Source organism: Chitinophaga jiangningensis (assembly GCF_900142605.1).
Lineage (GTDB): Bacteria > Bacteroidota > Bacteroidia > Chitinophagales > Chitinophagaceae > Chitinophaga > Chitinophaga jiangningensis.
On sequence record NZ_FRBL01000002.1, the window covers coordinates 387,932 to 406,230 of the forward strand.

The 18,299-nt window shown below is 48.1% G+C and carries 14 protein-coding genes; 13 read left to right on the forward strand and 1 reads right to left on the reverse strand.

The window, feature by feature from the left end:
- Positions 1-3 precede the first annotated feature (3 nt).
- The 7 genes from BUB18_RS06120 to BUB18_RS06150 all read left to right on the forward strand — a co-directional run bounded on the left by BUB18_RS06120 (position 4) and on the right by BUB18_RS06150 (position 9,784).
- Positions 4-1,896 carry an OstA-like protein gene (locus BUB18_RS06120; RefSeq protein WP_073079082.1) on the forward strand — a complete coding sequence of 631 codons (1,893 nt, stop codon included), beginning with the start codon at positions 4-6 and terminating at the stop codon, positions 1,894-1,896.
- Positions 1,897-2,072: 176 nt separating this feature from the next.
- Complete coding sequence (gene nhaA, locus BUB18_RS06125; RefSeq protein ID WP_073079083.1) at positions 2,073-3,200, forward strand: Na+/H+ antiporter NhaA; 1,128 nt, start codon at positions 2,073-2,075, stop codon at positions 3,198-3,200.
- Between the two features lie 126 nt (positions 3,201-3,326).
- Positions 3,327-3,860, forward strand: coding sequence for a hypothetical protein (locus BUB18_RS06130; protein ID WP_073079084.1), 534 nt, complete (start codon positions 3,327-3,329; stop codon positions 3,858-3,860).
- Between the two features lie 85 nt (positions 3,861-3,945).
- On the forward strand, positions 3,946-4,959 hold the full coding sequence (locus tag BUB18_RS06135; protein WP_073079085.1) for an alpha/beta hydrolase family protein: 1,014 nt from the start codon (positions 3,946-3,948) through the stop codon (positions 4,957-4,959).
- Positions 4,960-5,003: 44 nt separating this feature from the next.
- Positions 5,004-6,515, forward strand: coding sequence for a bifunctional ADP-dependent NAD(P)H-hydrate dehydratase/NAD(P)H-hydrate epimerase (locus BUB18_RS06140; RefSeq protein WP_073079087.1), 1,512 nt, complete (start codon positions 5,004-5,006; stop codon positions 6,513-6,515).
- 179 nt (positions 6,516-6,694) lie between these two features.
- The gene (locus BUB18_RS06145) at positions 6,695-8,896 is read left to right on the forward strand and encodes a sodium-translocating pyrophosphatase (protein WP_073079089.1); all 2,202 of its coding nucleotides are present in this window, start codon (positions 6,695-6,697) and stop codon (positions 8,894-8,896) included.
- Positions 8,897-9,154: 258 nt separating this feature from the next.
- Positions 9,155-9,784, forward strand: coding sequence for an NAD(P)-dependent oxidoreductase (locus BUB18_RS06150; RefSeq protein ID WP_073079090.1), 630 nt, complete (start codon positions 9,155-9,157; stop codon positions 9,782-9,784).
- A gap of 72 nt (positions 9,785-9,856) precedes the next feature.
- Here the strand turns inward: BUB18_RS06150 and BUB18_RS06155 are convergent, their stop codons facing one another.
- Entirely contained in the window at positions 9,857-10,852 is a 996-nt protein-coding gene (locus BUB18_RS06155; RefSeq protein ID WP_073079091.1) for a helix-turn-helix transcriptional regulator, read from the reverse strand.
- Positions 10,853-10,959: 107 nt separating this feature from the next.
- Here BUB18_RS06155 and BUB18_RS06160 point away from each other — a divergent pair, with 107 nt between their 5' ends.
- From BUB18_RS06160 to BUB18_RS06185, 6 genes are all read left to right on the forward strand, one after another.
- Positions 10,960-11,172 carry a hypothetical protein gene (locus BUB18_RS06160; RefSeq protein ID WP_073079092.1) on the forward strand — a complete coding sequence of 71 codons (213 nt, stop codon included), beginning with the start codon at positions 10,960-10,962 and terminating at the stop codon, positions 11,170-11,172.
- 187 nt (positions 11,173-11,359) lie between these two features.
- The gene (locus tag BUB18_RS06165) at positions 11,360-13,741 is read left to right on the forward strand and encodes a TonB-dependent receptor (RefSeq protein ID WP_083549426.1); all 2,382 of its coding nucleotides are present in this window, start codon (positions 11,360-11,362) and stop codon (positions 13,739-13,741) included.
- 17 nt (positions 13,742-13,758) lie between these two features.
- Complete coding sequence (locus tag BUB18_RS06170) at positions 13,759-14,622, forward strand: DUF4249 domain-containing protein (protein WP_073079093.1); 864 nt, start codon at positions 13,759-13,761, stop codon at positions 14,620-14,622.
- Positions 14,623-14,738: 116 nt separating this feature from the next.
- Positions 14,739-15,611 carry a sterol desaturase family protein gene (locus BUB18_RS06175; RefSeq protein WP_073079094.1) on the forward strand — a complete coding sequence of 291 codons (873 nt, stop codon included), beginning with the start codon at positions 14,739-14,741 and terminating at the stop codon, positions 15,609-15,611.
- A 126-nt stretch (positions 15,612-15,737) separates the two neighbouring features.
- Positions 15,738-16,118, forward strand: a complete 381-nt coding sequence (locus tag BUB18_RS06180) for a BlaI/MecI/CopY family transcriptional regulator (protein ID WP_073079095.1) — start codon at positions 15,738-15,740, stop codon at positions 16,116-16,118.
- Positions 16,119-16,137: 19 nt separating this feature from the next.
- Positions 16,138-18,282: a M56 family metallopeptidase gene (locus BUB18_RS06185; RefSeq protein ID WP_073079096.1), complete on the forward strand. Its 2,145-nt coding sequence runs from the start codon at positions 16,138-16,140 to the stop codon at positions 18,280-18,282.
- The last annotated feature ends 17 nt before the right edge of the window (positions 18,283-18,299 follow it).

The window sequence follows — 18,299 nt, forward strand, 5'->3', positions numbered from 1 at the left end:
TCAATGCGTGCATTCATAAAATCCGGGCTATTACTGTCTGCAGTCTTTCTGGCAGCACTGATCCCAGCCAGGGCACAGGTTCCAAATCAACCTCCCCCCGCTCAGGGCACCAGGATCGAAATTATTCATGCCGACTCCCTCCTGGATATCACAAAAGATACCCTGGCAGTAAGAAAACTGATCGGAAAAGTCCACCTTAAACAAGGTACCACCCAGTTCTGGAGCGATAGCGCCATCCAGAACCTGAAGTCCAATATCATCGATGCCTACGGTAACATCCGTATCAACCAGGCCGATAGCGTGTATATCTATGGGCGCGCACTCAATTACGACGCTGCTACCCGCATCGCCACCCTCACCGGCGACGCCCGTATGACCGATAATAAAGTGACCATCACCGGCCCTGAACTGGTATACGACATGAACGCCAAAGTAGGCTCCTACCTCAAAACCGGTAAGCTCGTCAGCGATAGAAGCGTGCTCACCAGCGATGAAGGCTTCTATTATGTAGACATGAAAGAAATGCACTTCCAGCGGAATGTAGTCCTCGTAAACCCGGACTATACCCTCACCACCGATGCATTGCTCTACAATACCGAAACCAAAATTGCCAACATCATCGCGCCTACCACCATCAACGAAGGTAAACGCATCATGTATGTCACCAGCGGCTACTACGACACCGATAAAGGCTACGGCAACTTTACCAGTCGCCCCCTCATCGAAGACAGTACCGGCACCCTCACCGCCGACCAGCTGGAAATTGACCGCATCAGCGGCAAAGCCTATGCTACGGGCAACATGGTGTACCGCGATACGATCAATAAAATGTCGCTCCTGGCTAACTACGGCGTAGCCGATCAGAATAATAAAACCCTGCTCGCTACCCAAAAGCCACTGCTCATCATGGAAAATAAGAAGGACACCTTCTATATGGCCGCTGATACCCTCTTCACCGGGATCATTAAGCCGGGCGACAGCCTCTCCATCCCATCCGTGCAGGGCCTCAGGAAAGCGCCACCACCACTACGACTCACCCCCGTGAAGTCCAGAACAGCAGAAACGATCATCGACAATATGCCGGAGTTCCTCAAAAAAGACGAACTGCTGGCTAAACAACAAAAAGATAGTGTATCCGGCACCGTTATGATGATGATGGCCGATTCGGCCATGGCCAAATCCAGGGATCGTATGCAGCTCAACAATGTAGGCAACGTCAAAATTGCCCCCATGAAAGCCATACAGCCTGCCGATTCCCTGCCTGGCATTATGCACTACGCGGATAGCATTGCTCTCACCAAGCCGAAAGACAAATCGGCCGACACCGCAGATATGCGCTATATCCTCGCCTACCATAATGTACGCATGTTCTCCGATTCCCTCCAGGGTGTTGCTGATAGCGTTTATTATAGCACCAGCGACTCTGTATTCCGCTTTTACAAAGATCCGGTGCTCTGGAGTAACCGGAAAACACAGATGTACGGCGATACCATCTACATGTATACAAAAAATCAAACGGCAGATAAAGTGGTGATGAAGCAAAATGCCTTTATCATTAATGAATCAGGCCCCGATCTATATAACCAGATCAAGGGTAACCTGATCACCGGTTATGTGAAAGATCAGTCACTCGACTGGATGCACGTGGAAGGCAACGCCGAAACAATCACCTATGCCACCGATAACCAGGGCGCATATATGAACGTAAACCGCACCCTGTCTGCCACCATCAAGCTGTACTTTGCAGGGGGAGAACTACAAAAAGCCGTGTTCTACACCCAGCCGGAAACCACCGTATATCCGTTTACGCAACGCCCGGTGGAAGAGCTGAAGCTGGAACATTTCAAATGGGACATCAAGCGACAGCCGAAAAATAAATACGAATTAATGCATTAACCGAAGATTAGTTCCAAACAACATACAGGGGCTGGGCAGAAGTACATACTTCCGCTCAGCCCCTGGTAATTTTCCCTATATTTGCCAGGTTACATAACCCGGAAATATATTCGACTGTGCTGAAAAACTCGTTCAATATCATTAGGAAATCTTTGCTCTCGCCTATCTACACGTTCATGAAAGATAGTCGTGCAGTAGGCATTGTACTTATTATATGTACCCTGATTTCTATGGTACTGGCCAATTCCGGCATACAGCACGCCTACATTAATTTCTGGAACGAGCTGTTTGATCCGGCTGCCAGCCATCACTATCATTTCCGTTTCCTGCTGTTACCTAATTCCATACTGTTATGGATAAACGACGGCCTGATGGTGCTCTTCTTCTTCCTCGTGGGGATGGAAATCAAACGTGAACTTACAGTAGGTGAACTCTCCAGCATCAAACAGTCCATACTGCCTGTACTGGCGGCAATCGGCGGAATGGTGGTGCCGGCCATCATCTTCACCCTGTTTAACAGGGGCACCGATTATGCGCATGGCTGGGGTATTCCCATGGCCACCGATATCGCATTTTCCCTGGGTGTGCTATCCCTGCTCGGTAAGCGTGTGCCGGTTAGCCTTAAAATCTTCCTGATGGCCCTGGCCATTATTGACGACCTGGGTGCCATCCTCACCATCGCCCTGTTTTATACTCCACACCTGGAAATAAAATACCTGCTGATCGGAGGCGGTGTACTACTGATACCTATTGTACTCAATCTCTTTAAAGTAGAAAGGCTGATACTCTATTTCCTGCCGGGAATCGTACTCTGGTATTGCATTTTCAATTCCGGCATCCATGCTACCATTGCCGGTGTGTTACTGGCATTCTGTATCCCGCAGTCAAGAATAGAAGATTTGGTGCACAGCCTACACGACCCGGTAAACTTTGTGATCATGCCCCTGTTCGCCCTGGCCAACACGGCTATTGCATTGCCAGATAACCTGCTTTCCTCGCTGGGCCATGATATCAGTTATGGAATTATGGCAGGTTTATTCTTCGGCAAACCGCTGGGCATTTTCCTCATGTCGTTTATTGCCGTGAAGCTTCGGCTGGCAGTGCTGCCGGAACGTTCCGGCTGGCTACAGCTGTGGGGAATCGGGATGATTGCCGGCATTGGATTCACCATGTCTATCTTTATATCCACACTTGCCTATGCAGAACGATCTATACAAACCATTGCCATTATATCTGTCATTGCAGCCTCTCTGGCTGCTGGACTAGCCGGTTTTTTCTACCTGCGCCTGTTAAAAAAAGCCTAACGTTTACGCCTATTGGCATTGTTATTGTTAAATGTTGGTGAATTTTTTTGGGAAGCCATATACTTTAGAGAAAAATCTAACGTTAAAGGACTCAAATATTTATTTTCTTTAATTCAAATCACATCTATGAAAAAAGTCGTGTTACTTTTCAGCCTCTTCGCTGTTCTGGCAATACAGGCTAACGCGCAAAAGAAAAGCAGCTACCGTGGCGGCAGTTATGGTGTAGAAAACTATAACACTGCACTGGGTATTCGTTTGAATCCATGGATGGTAGGCTTTACCATTAAACACTTCATTCAGGGCCCTCATGCTATTGAAGGTTTGGTAACCACTAACGTTTCCAACAGAACTAACGTAACTTTTACTGGTTTATATGAATACCACTGGAACGTGGGTATGCAGGGCATGAACCTGTATGCCGGTGGTGGTGTACACCTGAGCATCCTGGATCGCCTGGATTATGACGAAGATAAATTCCATGAGAAAGGAAAAGGTACCTATGCAACCCCGGGGCTGGATGGTATCATCGGTATTGAATATACTTTCAAGAAGTTCCCGCTCAATATCAGCGCGGATCTGAAACCTTTCGTACAGTTTGTTGGTCCAACCAGCTACATGGGCGAAGAAATCGGTGGCGTATCTGCCAGATTTGCCTTCTAAAAAATAGGGAAATAAAAATGTACTTTAGCGGATTATGGGGCTCCCATAATCCGTTTTTATTTGGTACAAATGCTAACTCCCTGCCATGAAGCGCCTGCTATTCCTGCTTATTGCCACTTTACTCACGCATTCGGCCTGCAATAAACCAGCGCCGGAAGCACCGTCCGTAAAACAGCCGGCGCAGCCTGCCAATGGCTACGGGGGCGCAGCGTATACCCACAACGACATTGGAAAGGTAAACTACGACGAGGGCAATAATGGGTTCTGGCTATATTACCCCATGAGCCCAACACCAAAGGAGGCACCGGTAATTGTGTTCAACCATGGGTACGGGGCCTGGAATCCCGCCTGTTATGGCAGCTGGATCAGGCACCTGGTACGCAGGGGAAATATTGTTATTTTTCCGAGATACCAGGCTACCCTTGTTACCACACCTACAATCTATTCCTCCAATGCAGCTGCTGCCATCAGCCAGGCATTAAAAACCATTGCGGCCAATCCCTCCTGGCCCCAGCCCATCAAAGGTAAATATGCATATGTAGGCCACTCTTATGGCGCCGTAGTAAGTGCCAATCTTGCCCTTACTCCGGGTACTTTTGGCGTTCCAACCGCCAGAGCCTTAGTACTGGCATGCCCCGGTACCGGTAATGCTCCCCAGGGTGCCGCTGCTTCTTACAGGAACATGTCGGGCAAAATCAAAATGCTTTTAATTACGGAAGAAGATGATAATCGCGCCGGGACTGCCTTTTCGGACATGCTCTATAGCACAACTGCTTACATAGCACCCGGCAACAAGAATTACATCATTCACCAGGCGGATAATCACGGCTCCCCTGTTATTTCTGCCAACCATAGCGAAGCTGCCTCCACTGATATGTGGTTCGATTCAGGCCAGCGCAACACCGTCATCAGCGCATCGTTTACGGGTACACGTACTGATGCTGCCGACTATTATTGCTACTGGAAACTCACCGATGCCCTGCTCGACTGCGCCTTTTACCAGAAAGGCTGTGATACCGCACTTGGGAATACCCTGGGCCAGCAGTATACCGGCCATTGGAGCGATGGCAATGCAGTAAAACCACTGCTGGTGAAGTAAGCGATTAGCGAATATTCCCTAATTTTAGGGTATAAGCTATTACTATGAAGATCTTCAGCGCAGCACAAATACGTGAAGCCGATGCCTATACCATTCAACATGAGCCCATCAGCAGTGTTGACCTGATGGAGCGTGCCGCAGCGGCCTGTACTGGCTGGATAGAAGATCATTTCCCCCCTGCACATCCTGTTTATATTATTTGTGGTAAAGGCAATAATGGTGGCGACGGCCTTGCCATTGTGCGACAATTGCTGGAAAAAGGTTACGAAGCAAACGCCTGGCTACTTACCGGCAATGCCAGTGCCGATAACCTGGCGAACCAGGCACGGCTGGAGCAGCGCTTTCCAGGCCATATCCATCCGCTCAATGATGTGCAGGAGTTTCCGGCAATCGCGGCTGATGGTATTATTATAGACGCCCTGTTTGGGACTGGCCTCAACAAACCTGTGGAAGGCTGGCTGGCAGGGGTTATTCACCGTATCAACGATCTGCGTACGCGCCATACCGTGATAGCCATTGACATGCCTTCCGGCCTCCAGGCGGACAGCAGTTCCCTCCATACCCCGGTAGTACAGGCACATTATACGCTCAGTTTTGAAACCTACAAGCTGGCTTTTATGTTGCCTGAAAATGCAGTTTTTGGGGGAGAGATTCATGTGCTGCCTATAGGGCTCCATCCGGATTTCCTCACGCAAACGCCTGCACGCTTTCACCTCACTGACCAGGAGACGATCCGTACCATCTACCAGCCCAGGAATCCATTTGGGCATAAGGGCACTTATGGTCATGCACTCCTGATTGCCGGCAGCTATGGAAAAATCGGTGCCGCTTTGCTGGCTACCAGGGCCTGCTTAAGGGCTGGCGCAGGGCTGGTGAGTGCTCATGTTCCCGGCTGCGGGTATGAGATCATGCAACTGGGCGAGCCCGCCGCCATGTGTGTTACGGACGCCGACATGCAGCACAGCACGCATTTCCACCTGGATATCAACGAGGCAAAATATAATAGTATTGGCATAGGCCCCGGCCTGGGCACTCACCAGCAAACAGCGCTGGCGCTGGAAAAACTGCTGGACAATTACCCCTTGCCCATGGTGCTGGATGCAGATGCCCTGAATATTATTTCCGTATATCCTTACCTGTTATATAAAATACCAAAAGGCTCCCTGCTGACGCCCCACCCCAAAGAGTTTGAGCGCCTGTTTGGCGCCACTGCCAACCAGTTTGAGCGGCTGGACCTGCTGAGCCGGAAATCAGTAGAAACAGGTCTTTATATTTTATTAAAAGGGAGATATAGTACAATCGCCTGCCCCGATGGCTCGTTGTATTTCAATCCCACCGGTAATGCAGGAATGGCAACCGGAGGCAGCGGCGACGTGCTGACAGGCATACTCACCGCCATGCTGGCGCAGGGCTATACTCCTAAAGCAGCAATCATATTGGGTGTATGGCTGCATGGCTACGCCGGCGACCTTGCCGCGGCCAGATTATCGCAGGAAGCCATGACGGCCGGTGACATTATCCATCACCTGGGGGATGCCTTTTTACAGGGAATCTGACCCCAAAAAACCTGCCCCCTAAAACTCCCTCCCATAGCGAACTTTATTAAAAAATCGACTCACATACGTGAGTATTAATTTTTTATGTTTTATATTTATTTGAAACACTATTTGGAATCTTATGATCTTTTAACTATTAAACAAATTTTGTCAACCTTGCATTTTTTAAATTCGCTTATATGAATATAGTTTACCTCGTTCCATGTTTTGGATTACTAGCCTTGTTATTTACCGCGTTACGGAGCGCCTGGGTTTCCCGCCAGGATGCCGGCAACGAAAAAATGATGGAGATTGCCGCCCATATCGCAAAAGGAGCTATGGCATTTCTGAAAGCTGAGTATAAGATCCTTACCTATTTTGTAATTATTGCTGCTCTTTTGCTGGCTTATATGGGAGCCACTCACGAAAATTCGCACTGGTCAATCGCACTGGCTTTTGTAATGGGTGCTATATTCTCTGCAGTAGCAGGTTTCATTGGTATGAAAATCGCCACTAAAGCGAACGTGCGTACGGCGCATGCAGCGCGTACCAGTTTATCAAAGGCCCTGCAGGTATCCTTCACCGGAGGTTCGGTAATGGGTATGGGTGTTGCCGGCCTGGCTGTATTAGGGTTGGGTGCGTTATTTATTGCCCTCAGTTCCTTCTTTGGTGCAGCAGCCAACACACCTGAAATGATCAAAACAATTGAAGTGCTTACCGGCTTCTCCCTGGGTGCGGAGAGTATCGCACTCTTTGCCCGTGTAGGCGGTGGTATCTATACTAAAGCTGCTGACGTAGGCGCTGACCTCGTAGGTAAAGTGGAAGCCGGTATCCCGGAAGATGATCCGCGTAACCCTGCTACCATCGCTGATAACGTGGGCGACAACGTAGGTGACGTGGCCGGTATGGGCGCCGACTTATTCGGTTCCTACGTGGCAACTGTACTTGCAACCATGGTACTGGGCTCTGAAACCACCAGCCAGGACGCGTTTGGCGGCATTGGCCCCATCCTGCTGCCTATGCTGATTGCAGGTTTCGGTATCATATTTTCTATCATCGGCACTTTCTTCGTACGCATCAGCGACAGCGCAGGTCTGAACACCAGCGTGGTGCAGCGTGCGCTGAATATGGGCAACTGGGGCTCCATTGTGCTCACCCTGATTGCTTCCTACTTCCTGGTAAACTGGATTCTGCCTGATTCAGAAATGCAGCTGCGTGGCCACGTATTTACCAGAGGCCAGGTATTTGGCTCTATCGTGGTAGGGCTGGCAGTAGGTACCCTCATGAGTATCATTACCGAATATTATACCGCCATGGGCAAACGTCCGGTGCGTTCTATCATTCGTCAGTCGGCCACCGGCCATGCTACCAATATCATCGGTGGCTTGTCTGTAGGTATGGAATCCACTACCCTTCCGATCCTGGTACTGGCTGCCGGTATCTGGGGTTCCTACGCGTTTGCGGGGTTATACGGCGTGGCTATCGCCGCTGCCGGTATGATGGCTACTACAGCTATGCAGCTGGCCATCGATGCCTTCGGTCCGATTGCAGATAACGCAGGTGGTATTGCTGAAATGAGCGAGCTGCCAAAAGAAGTACGTGAAAAAACAGATATCCTGGATGCGGTGGGTAACACCACAGCTGCAACCGGTAAAGGTTTTGCGATCGCTTCCGCGGCCCTCACCGCACTGGCATTATTTGCTGCCTTCGTAGGTGTGGCCGGCATTTCCGGAATTGATATTTATAAAGCAGATGTATTGGCTGGCTTGTTTATCGGGGGTATGATTCCGTTCATCTTCTCCTCCCTGGCGATTGCGGCAGTAGGACGCGCTGCCATGGCGATGGTGGAAGAAGTGCGCCGTCAGTTCCGCGAAATTCCAGGTATTATGGACGGTACCGGTAAACCGGAGTATGATAAATGCGTGGACATTTCCACCAAAGCATCTATCCGTGAAATGCTGGCACCTGGTGCTATTGCATTGATTTCCCCGTTGCTGATCGGCTTTATTGCCGGCCCGGAAGTACTGGGTGGTTTCCTTGCCGGTGCAACCGTTAGCGGCGTACTGATGGGTATCTTCCAGAACAACGCCGGTGGCGCCTGGGATAATGCCAAGAAATCCTTCGAGAAAGGCGTTGAAATCAATGGCGAAACTTATTATAAGAAATCAGAACCACATAAAGCTTCTGTTACCGGTGATACCGTGGGTGATCCTTTCAAAGATACCTCTGGTCCTTCTATGAACATCCTCATCAAACTGATGTCCATCGTTTCACTGGTGATTGCACCTACCCTGGGCGAAAAATTCCATACCAGGGATGCAGTGCCTGCTGCAAAGGTGATTATGCAGCCTGAAAAAGCTGCTAAAGCACCTGTGGTGACTTATGTAGCGCCTAAAAAATAAGGTTTAAGTAACTGTTAGCGGCCGGGTAGAAAGGAGATGACTCCTTTCTACCCGGCTTTTTTTTGGGGTATATGTTTACGTTGGGTCCGCGGTGCGCACGGGCAACCAAGTTTCCCCGGAGAGCTGGGGAGGGCACCGCCCTCCCTTCTAAATCCCGGGCCGAAGGCCCGGGATTTAAAGAAAAATCTTTTGGCTCCAATCAATTTCCTTCTTACCTTCGTACTGTAATCATTATTATTACAGTTTAAATTTATAAAGATGAAAGTTGCAATTATAGGCGCATCCGGCTTTATCGGACATGAAATACTGAACGAAGCCCTCAACAGAGGACATGAGGTAACCGCCATTGTCCGTAACCCGGGAAAGATTACCGTATCCAATGAGAAATTAACGGTGAAACAGGCAGATGTTACCGACGCAAATGCAGTAGCAGCCGCCGTTGCAGGCACCGACGCTGTGATCAGTGCTTATAAGGCAGTAGATACCGACACCTACGTGCAAGCCACCAAAGCCACCATAGCCGGTTTGAAGCAGGCGGGCATCAAAAGATTTATACTGGTGAGCGGCGCCGCAAGCCTGGAAGTAGCACCAGGCCACCTGCTGCTCGACAGCCCTCATTTCCCGGCTGAATGGAAACCAATCGCCGAAGCTACCCGCGCAGGCCTCCTGGTGTTAAAACAGGAAAATGACCTCGACTGGACCGCTCTAAGCCCTGCCGCCATGATCGAACCTGGTCCGCGCACCGGCAAATTCCGCCTGGGTGGTACCACGCTGGTAACCGACGAGGCTGGCCACAGCAAAATATCTGTGGCAGATTACGCCGTAGCACTGATAGATGAACTGGAAACTCCGAAGCACGTAAAACAACAGTTCACGCTGGCATACTAATAAGTAACGGAAATATTAAAAGCAAAAGGTGCCGTGCCCGGCACCTTTTGCTTTTATAGAAAGAGGTATCAGTTAATGTTTAATCCTGCTCGGACTCACGCCAAACTTCTTCCGAAAGGCAGTACTGAAATGCGGGAGGCTGGAGTAGCCCGCTTCATCCGCAATGTCGGTAAGACTCTTAGCCCCATCCAGGATCATATCTTTAGCCAGTTCCAGCCTGTAGTCACTCAGATAACCAAATACAGTAGTGTTATATAGTTGCTTAAAACCATTCTTGAGCTTAAACTCATTAATTCCCGCCATACGCGCCAGCTGCGCCAGGGTTGGCGGCTGCTGCATGTTGGCCAGTAATACACTCCTGGCATAATCCAGCCTTTCACGGTCGGATGCCGACAATGGCTTATTGGATTTATGGCTCATTCCCTCAATCACCTGGCTGCATTGCAACGCTAGCAGTTCCAGCGTTTTGGACTGCAAAAACAATTTTTTAAGCCCACCCTGAAAGTTGCAATTAGTAATTTCCTCGATGATAGCGTTCATGCGTGGGGTAATATGCGGATTCTGATCCTTTTCCAGGATAGCGGCGCGATTGCCCGCCACCTCATCTGCCATCTTCCCCAATATATCCCCGTTATGCTCAGCCAACGATAAAAAACGCTCCGCTGTAAAGCTGATCATAAACATATTCAACCCGTCCTGCTTCTCTACAGAAGCCGTTTCATCACCGGTAGGCGTATATAGGAGATTATGCTCCAGCGTGGAAAAACGCAGGTTATCCGTTACCCCTTCCAGGCCGGTATTGAACCTGCCACGCTGCAAAAACAACATGTCCACCAACTGCCCGGGGCCTTTGGAATGTGAAATATGAAGATTCTCGTAAATCTGGGCCGTACCATGGCCAAGGTGATAACCATCAAAGTACAGACTATTAAAGGTAGCATTGCCAAAATCAAAAGACAGGTTTTTCACATCTTCCAATATAGTTGGCGACGACAGCTTCGTTACGTCAAACGGCATCTCATCTTGCAACAGGATGTCGCTGGCATCATTTTTTATAACTACGGCCATAAATAATCCGTTTCATATAAGTTTTACTCCTTCCGGTGTAACAGTTAGTTGGGATAACTATAGCAAATTTGCACAAAAATATTCCGAATAACCAAATTAGAAACAAAATGATTGGAATATTCCGAACAAATATTACCTCCGTTCATGATAAAAACAATGTCATAAAGGCGATTTCGTCCTCCTTTGAGGTACAGGCCTGCAGTGTAGACCTTGAAGACTGCGACCGGGTGTTAAGAGTAGCATGTCCGGCCATTTTCCAGGAAGAAGAAATCATTGAACTGGTCACCAACTTAGGTTTTGCCTGCGACATTCTGGACTAATTACTGTATCTGAACAACTCTTTCCACGGGTTTACAGTCGGCGTTGTAACATTAATTTTTTACAACGAATACTGTAAACCCGTTTTTCATTTTTATTTTCACGGCGTGTAGGGGTAAGTTTAATCCACCTCGTCATATATGCATGTTACAAAACCGAAAAAACTCAATTAAACTGCATTTACCTTTTATGAAAACAAGGGCTACCATGCTGCTGTCCGCCATTTTCCTATTGTTAGGCGCTACGGTAACGTACGCGCAACAAGCCAGGTACACTGTTAGCGGATATGTGAAAGATAAACAAAACGGCGAAAGCCTGATCGGTATCTCGGTTGGAAAACCGGGTACCAGCATCGGCACCGTCACTAACCAATATGGCTTCTATTCCATCACCCTCCCGGCAGGTGAACAGGAACTGCAATTTAGCTATATTGGCTATGGTAATTTCAAAACTACTATCAAACTTCAGAAGAACACCACCCTGGATGTAAAGCTGGAAGCCAGTTCCAGCCAGCTTAATGAAATAACCATTAAAGGCGACAAACAGGAAAAAGCGATCAACACCATTAACACCAGCATCAACCGCCTCGACATTGCACAAATGAAAGCAATGCCTACTTTCATGGGAGAGGTAGATGTACTGCGCGCCATTCAAACCCTCCCGGGTGTGGCTACCGTAGGTGAAGGCGCCTCCGGCTTCAACGTTCGTGGTGGTAACAGCGACGAAAACCTCATCCTGCTGGACGAAGCACCGGTTTATAACTCCACACACATGCTCGGTTTCTTCAGCGTTTTCAACCCTGATGCGGTAAAAAGCCTGAACCTTATTAAAGGTGGTTTTCCGGCAGAATATGGAGGTCGTACCTCCTCCGTACTGGATATCCGTATGAAAGACGGTAATAACCAGAAACTGGCCTTAAATGGCGGTATCGGTAATATATTCAGCCGTTTGTCATTGGAAGCACCTATCGTAAAAGATAAGTCTTCCTTTATCGTAGCCGCCAGAAGATCGTATATCGATGTGCTGATGAAGCCTTTTGTAAAAGGAGATATGAAAGATACCAAGCTGAATTTTTACGATCTCACCGCAAAGGCTAACTATAAATTCAACAGTAACAACACCCTGTTCCTGAGTGGTTATTTCGGAAGAGATGTATTTGGTTTTGGGAAAGATGTAAATATGAACTGGGGTAACGCTACCGCCACTTTACGCTGGAACCATGTATTTACCAATAAACTGTTTTTGAACCTGACCTCCTACTATAGCAAATACGATTATAGTCTGCAGTTCAGCAATGGAAGTAAAAAATCAGAAACTGAGCCTTCACAGAGCTACGACTGGACTTCCAACATCATCAACTATGGCCTCAAACCTTCCTTTACCTACTATATCAACTCCGCTAACACACTCCGTTTTGGTGTGCAGGGCATCTACTATACCTTCAAACCAGGTACCGGTATCGGCACCGAAGGAGATGACCAGCATATCAAAACCATTCCGGATAAACATGCCCTGGAATCAGCCGTGTATGTGGATCATGAGTATAAGCCCAACAAACATTTCGGTATCCAGTACGGGGTAAGGTTTTCAAACTACCAGACACTCGGCAGCGGTACTGAATACTATTATGCAGATACTACCCCGGGCATCAGAAAACGCCTGATTGGTCAAAAAGATTTTGGTGCAGGTGAAAAGATGACTGCATACAGCTATATTGAGCCACGTGCCAGTATCCGTTATGCCTTTAACGATTTACACGCGGTGAAAGTAGCCTTCAGCCGTACTTCGCAGTTTATGCACCAGCTCTCCAATACGGCCTCACCAACCCCGCTCGACATCTGGACACCAAGCAGCAACAACGTGGCGCCAATGGTTTCCAATCAGTATACTGTCGGTTATTTCTTTAATGCGCCAAACGATAGCTACGAGCTGTCAGGTGAAGTATTCTACAAAACAACAGACAACCAGCTGGACTATATCGACAATGCCAACCTGCAGCTTAATCCGCAAATTGAGGCTGACCTGCTGCCTTCACAGGGCCGCGCTTATGGTGTTGAATTGTATGCCAAGAAAGATATTGGAAATACCACCGGCTGGATCAGCTATACCCTGTCAAGAACCGAGCGTAAAACGCCTGGCATCAGTATGAATGAATGGTTCCTGAACCGCTACGATCGTACGCATAATGTAAACATCGTGGTCTCTCATACATTCACTAAACGTATATCAGCTTCCGCTAACTGGGTGTTTGCATCCGGGACGCCGGCCACTTTTGCAGATAACCGCCTGGAATTCCAGGATTGGGATATTCCATACAACAGTACGGAAAAACGCAATAACTACCGGTTGTCGCCCTACAACCGCCTGGACCTGTCCATGACGCTGAAGGGCAAGCAACTGAAACGCTGGAAAGGAGAATGGGTGTTCTCGCTGTATAATGTTTATGCACGCCGCAACGCCTACACCGTTTACTTCCGTCAAAATCCGGATAATCCGGATGTTAAGGAAGCTGTTCGCTTTTCCATCATCGGTACCATTGTGCCTGGTATCACTTACAATTTCAAGTTCTAACTGCTAAACGTGTAGCCATGAAAAAGTTCCTTTTTTATATATCACTTATTATCGCCGGTGCTTTTACAGCCTGCGAAGATCCTATTGATCTCAATGTGCCTGTGGGGCAATCCTATCCCGTGCTGGATGGCTGGATTACCAACGAAAAGGGCGTACAGAAAATCCGTATTACCATGAGCGTGCCCTATACCCAACAGGACCCGGCGCCGGTGGTAAACGATGCGAAGATTACCCTGCACGATCTTACCAGCGGCGAGAGTTACCCTTTTAATTATAACAACGGCTATTATACCTACGATGCAAGTGCAAAAGCCATTGGTGTAATCGGCCATGTGTACAAACTACACCTGGAATACAAAGGCGAAATACTGGAAGGTCTGGATACACTAAAACGTACCACACCAATTGATTCTATCACGTATGAATACAAATCAAAGGAAGAGTCTATTTCCGGCAAGGAAGGCTACTATGCACGTTTTTATGCAAAAGATCCGGCAGGTGCAGTGGATTATTACTGGATTAGGTCCTACAGAAACGATACCACCACCCGCCTCGAAGATGCTTTCTCTGTAGACGCAGGCTTTGATGAAGGAATTTATGATGGCAATACCTTTATTCTGCCAATTCAGCAAAGTATTACCGATTACGATAAACCGTTCCAGCTCGGAGAGAAAATCATAGTAAGAATTAAATCTCTCTCTAAACCCAGTTATGACTTTTTAACCCAGGTAAATGAGCAGGTAAACGCAGGCGGACTGTTTGCGAAAGTGCTGGAAAATGTGAAGAGCAACATGCAGAATACCACTGCAAACGGTAAGGTAAAAATGTTAGGTCGCTTCGGTACTTCTGCGGTGAGCAGAGCGGAAGTTACCGTGAAATAGCGGCCACCGGAGGCCGGGCCCCATGTCCCCCTACTTCGGAAAAAGGTCGATGCCAAAGGCATCGGCCTTTTTTATGCCATCAAAATTCAGTAACTTAATGGAAATACTTCCACCTTATGCCTCCGCAACTCATCATATATGCTATTCCCGGTTTTGTACTCCTGATACTCGCGGAGATCATCATTACCACGATCGACAACAGGCACCGTTATGAAACAAAGGACGCCGCCAGCAGCATTGCGATGGGCCTGGGAAATGTATTTACCGGACTGTTTACAAAAACCATCATCTTAGGCACCTATATGCTGGTGTATGAAAAAATACGGGTGTATACACTTGGTTTTGAGTGGTGGGTATGGATTTTATGTTTTTTTGCAGATGATTTCAGTTACTACTGGTTTCATAGGATCAGCCACAGCGTGAGATTTTTCTGGGCATCCCATGTGATTCACCACTCTTCTGAAAAATATTACCTGGCTACGGCGCTCCGGCAAACATGGACAGGCAATTTCACCGGTACCTTCCTGTTCTGGCTCTGGATGCCGTTTGTAGGCTTCCATCCGGTAATGGTAATGACTATGCAGGCCATCAGCCTTATCTACCAGTTTTGGATTCATACAGAAGTCATTCATAAACTGCCTAAGCCCTTCGAATATATCCTGAATACTCCTTCGCACCACCGGGTACATCATGGATCCGACCTGAACTACCTGGATAAGAACCACGGTGGTATCCTTATTATCTGGGACCGGCTGTTTGGCACATTTACAGCAGAGCAGGAACGCCCTACCTATGGGTTAACCTCCAATATACATACTTACAATCCATTACGTATAGCCACACACGAATGGGTGGCGATCTGGCAGGATCTGCGTCATTCCAAATCCATCAAAGAAGCCTTACACTATCTGTTTGATTCCCCGGGATGGAGTGCAGACGGCAGCCGCAAAACCACGAAACAATTGCGACAATCACAACAAAATCAATGATTTATATTTTTCCCTGAAAAATATTTTGCAATTACGAAAACTATCGTACATTTGTTTACGAAGATATTCGTAGATGTTCGCGCATCGTTTTAAGGATACACATTTCGTCATCATAATCGCATTAAAGTGAAACAGCAAAAACCTACAGAGAGTGAGTTGGAGATCCTGGGGATACTTTGGGAGAAGGGAGCCAGTACGGTTCGTGAAGTACACGAAAAGCTGGCCGAAACCAAAGACGCAGGCTACACCACTACCTTGAAGCTGATGCAGATCATGTATGAGAAAGGACTGCTTACCCGTGATGCCAGCAGCAAAACGCATATTTATGCAGCAGCGGTATCACAGCAGGAAACACAACAACAACTGCTCAGCAAAATGATAGACACCGTGTTCGGTGGTTCTGCGAGCCAACTGGTATTGCAGGCACTGGGCCATCATAAATCGTCGGATAAGGAACTGGATCAGATCCGTCAATACCTCAACGATATCGAAAAACAACAGCGATAAACCATCTAAATCCTGTCAAATGACTTTCTTACCTCTCACTGCAGACCTGGTACGTGCGTTAGGATGGACCATTTTACATTCTACCTGGCAATCGCTGTGCGTATTTGCAGCCTTACGGATAGTACTGGCGCTGTGGCCAATGGCTTCTGCCAGGATAAAGTACAACTTATCCGTATTATCGCTGGGAGGTATATTCACCTGGTTTGTGATCACGCTTTACCAGCAGATCAGCGCCTTCCAGGAGGCCAGGGAGATTGTAGCAGCTGCGGTTGCCAACCTGCAACTGACGGCAGCAGTTCCCGAAGGACTGGTGGTGGAAACCATGTATAAAAGTCAGGACGGACTCACCGGCTTTTTCCCGCAAATGGAAAATTGGTTCCCGGTATTGGTAACGCTATATGTGATCGGTTTCTGTATCATGACGATCAAATTGTTTGCCGACCTGGCGCAGTTACAACGCATCAGAACAGACAAAACAAGTCCGATGGACGCAAGCTGGGAGCAGCACCTGGCAAGGCTTTCCGCTCAACTGGACATTACCCGTCCCGTAAAATTACTCGTATCCGGTTACATCCAGGTACCTGTAATGCTGGGCTTTCTGAAGCCTATAATATTGCTGCCGGTGGCCATGGTGAATAACCTTTCCACCGAACAGCTGGAAGCCATCCTCCTTCACGAGCTGGCGCACATAAAACGCAATGATTATCTGTTGAATATCTTCCAATCAATTGTAGAAACAATCCTGTTCTTCAATCCTTTTGTATGGCAGATTTCCCGAATCATCCGGCAGGAGCGCGAACACTGCTGCGATGACCTGGTTGTCAACTCCGTACATCCCCTGCACTACGCCAAAGCCCTGGTGGCACTGGAAGAATACCGGTTATCATCCAATTCACTGGCCATGGCTGCTGCAAACAACAAACAGCATCTGTTTAATCGCATTAAACGTATCATGGAAATGAAAACAAAAAATCTCAACTATAGTCAAAAATTTCTTGCTGTAATGATCATTGCCGCCGGCCTCATTTCAATCGCCTGGTTAAATCCTGCGAAGGTGAAAGCCTCCGAAAAGGAAGCACCAGCCACTAAGGAAGTTCTTGCCCATGAAGCCATTGCAGCCACCAATAACACTACTACCGAAGCGGTGGTAAGCATCAACGAACAGCATGCAGAAGATGCAGTTTGTACAGATACCGTACCACCACCACCAGCTCCTCCTGCTGTACCAGGCGTTCCTGATGCACCGCCGGTACCGGCACCACCAGCGCCGCCAGCACCTGGAGAAGCAGACTTCCCTGCCCCGCCTGCTCCACCTGCACCGCCAGCACGGGTAAAAGGCGCTTATGTTTACAGCAGCCAGGGACTGTCGCCTGCACAACAGAAGAAACTGGAAAAACAAATCCGTGAAGCGGAACAAACCATCCAGAAAGCAATGGCCCAGCTGAAAGAGGTGGACATGAAAAAGATTCAGGCAGAATCTAAAGCAGCCCTCGATAAAGTGGACTGGAAACAAATGAACGCTGACATAGTAGCTGCACAAAACGAAGCCAGAGAAGCACTCAAAGGCATCAACTTTGATGAAATGATGGCTTCCGTAAAGAACAGTGTGAATGTAAATGTGAACGTCGACTCCATCCGCAACTTTGTGTATAGCCAGGTGGGTAGCAACATGAAATACAATGGCCAGTATCACTACTATTACAATACGTCCGGCGATACTACCGGTTTAGCAGCAGCAGAAGCGGGTCGACTCGCTGCGCACAGAGGCCGCCTGGCTGCTGAAAAATCACGCATGGCCGCTGAAAAAAACAGGCTGAATGCCGAAAAACAACGCGCTGTTACCGAAAGAAACAGAGAACTGGCTGATAGAAACCGGCAGCTGGCTGACGAAAACAGGGCACGTGCTGACCGCGACCGCGACGTCGCCCATGCCCGCTCCAACAGGTATCACAAAATCATCGACCAGATGGCCGCCGATAAACTGCTGGACAAAAACAGCAACTACGAAATTGAGTACAGCAACAATACACTCCGTGTAAACGGCGTTACCCAGCCTGATAACATCACCCGTAAATACAAATCACTGATCGACGAAGACAACCTGAAGATCTCAGGTGGTAAAGATCATCTGAATATCTCTTCATCCAACAACAATAAGCAGTAAGCATTTACCGGCTGTAC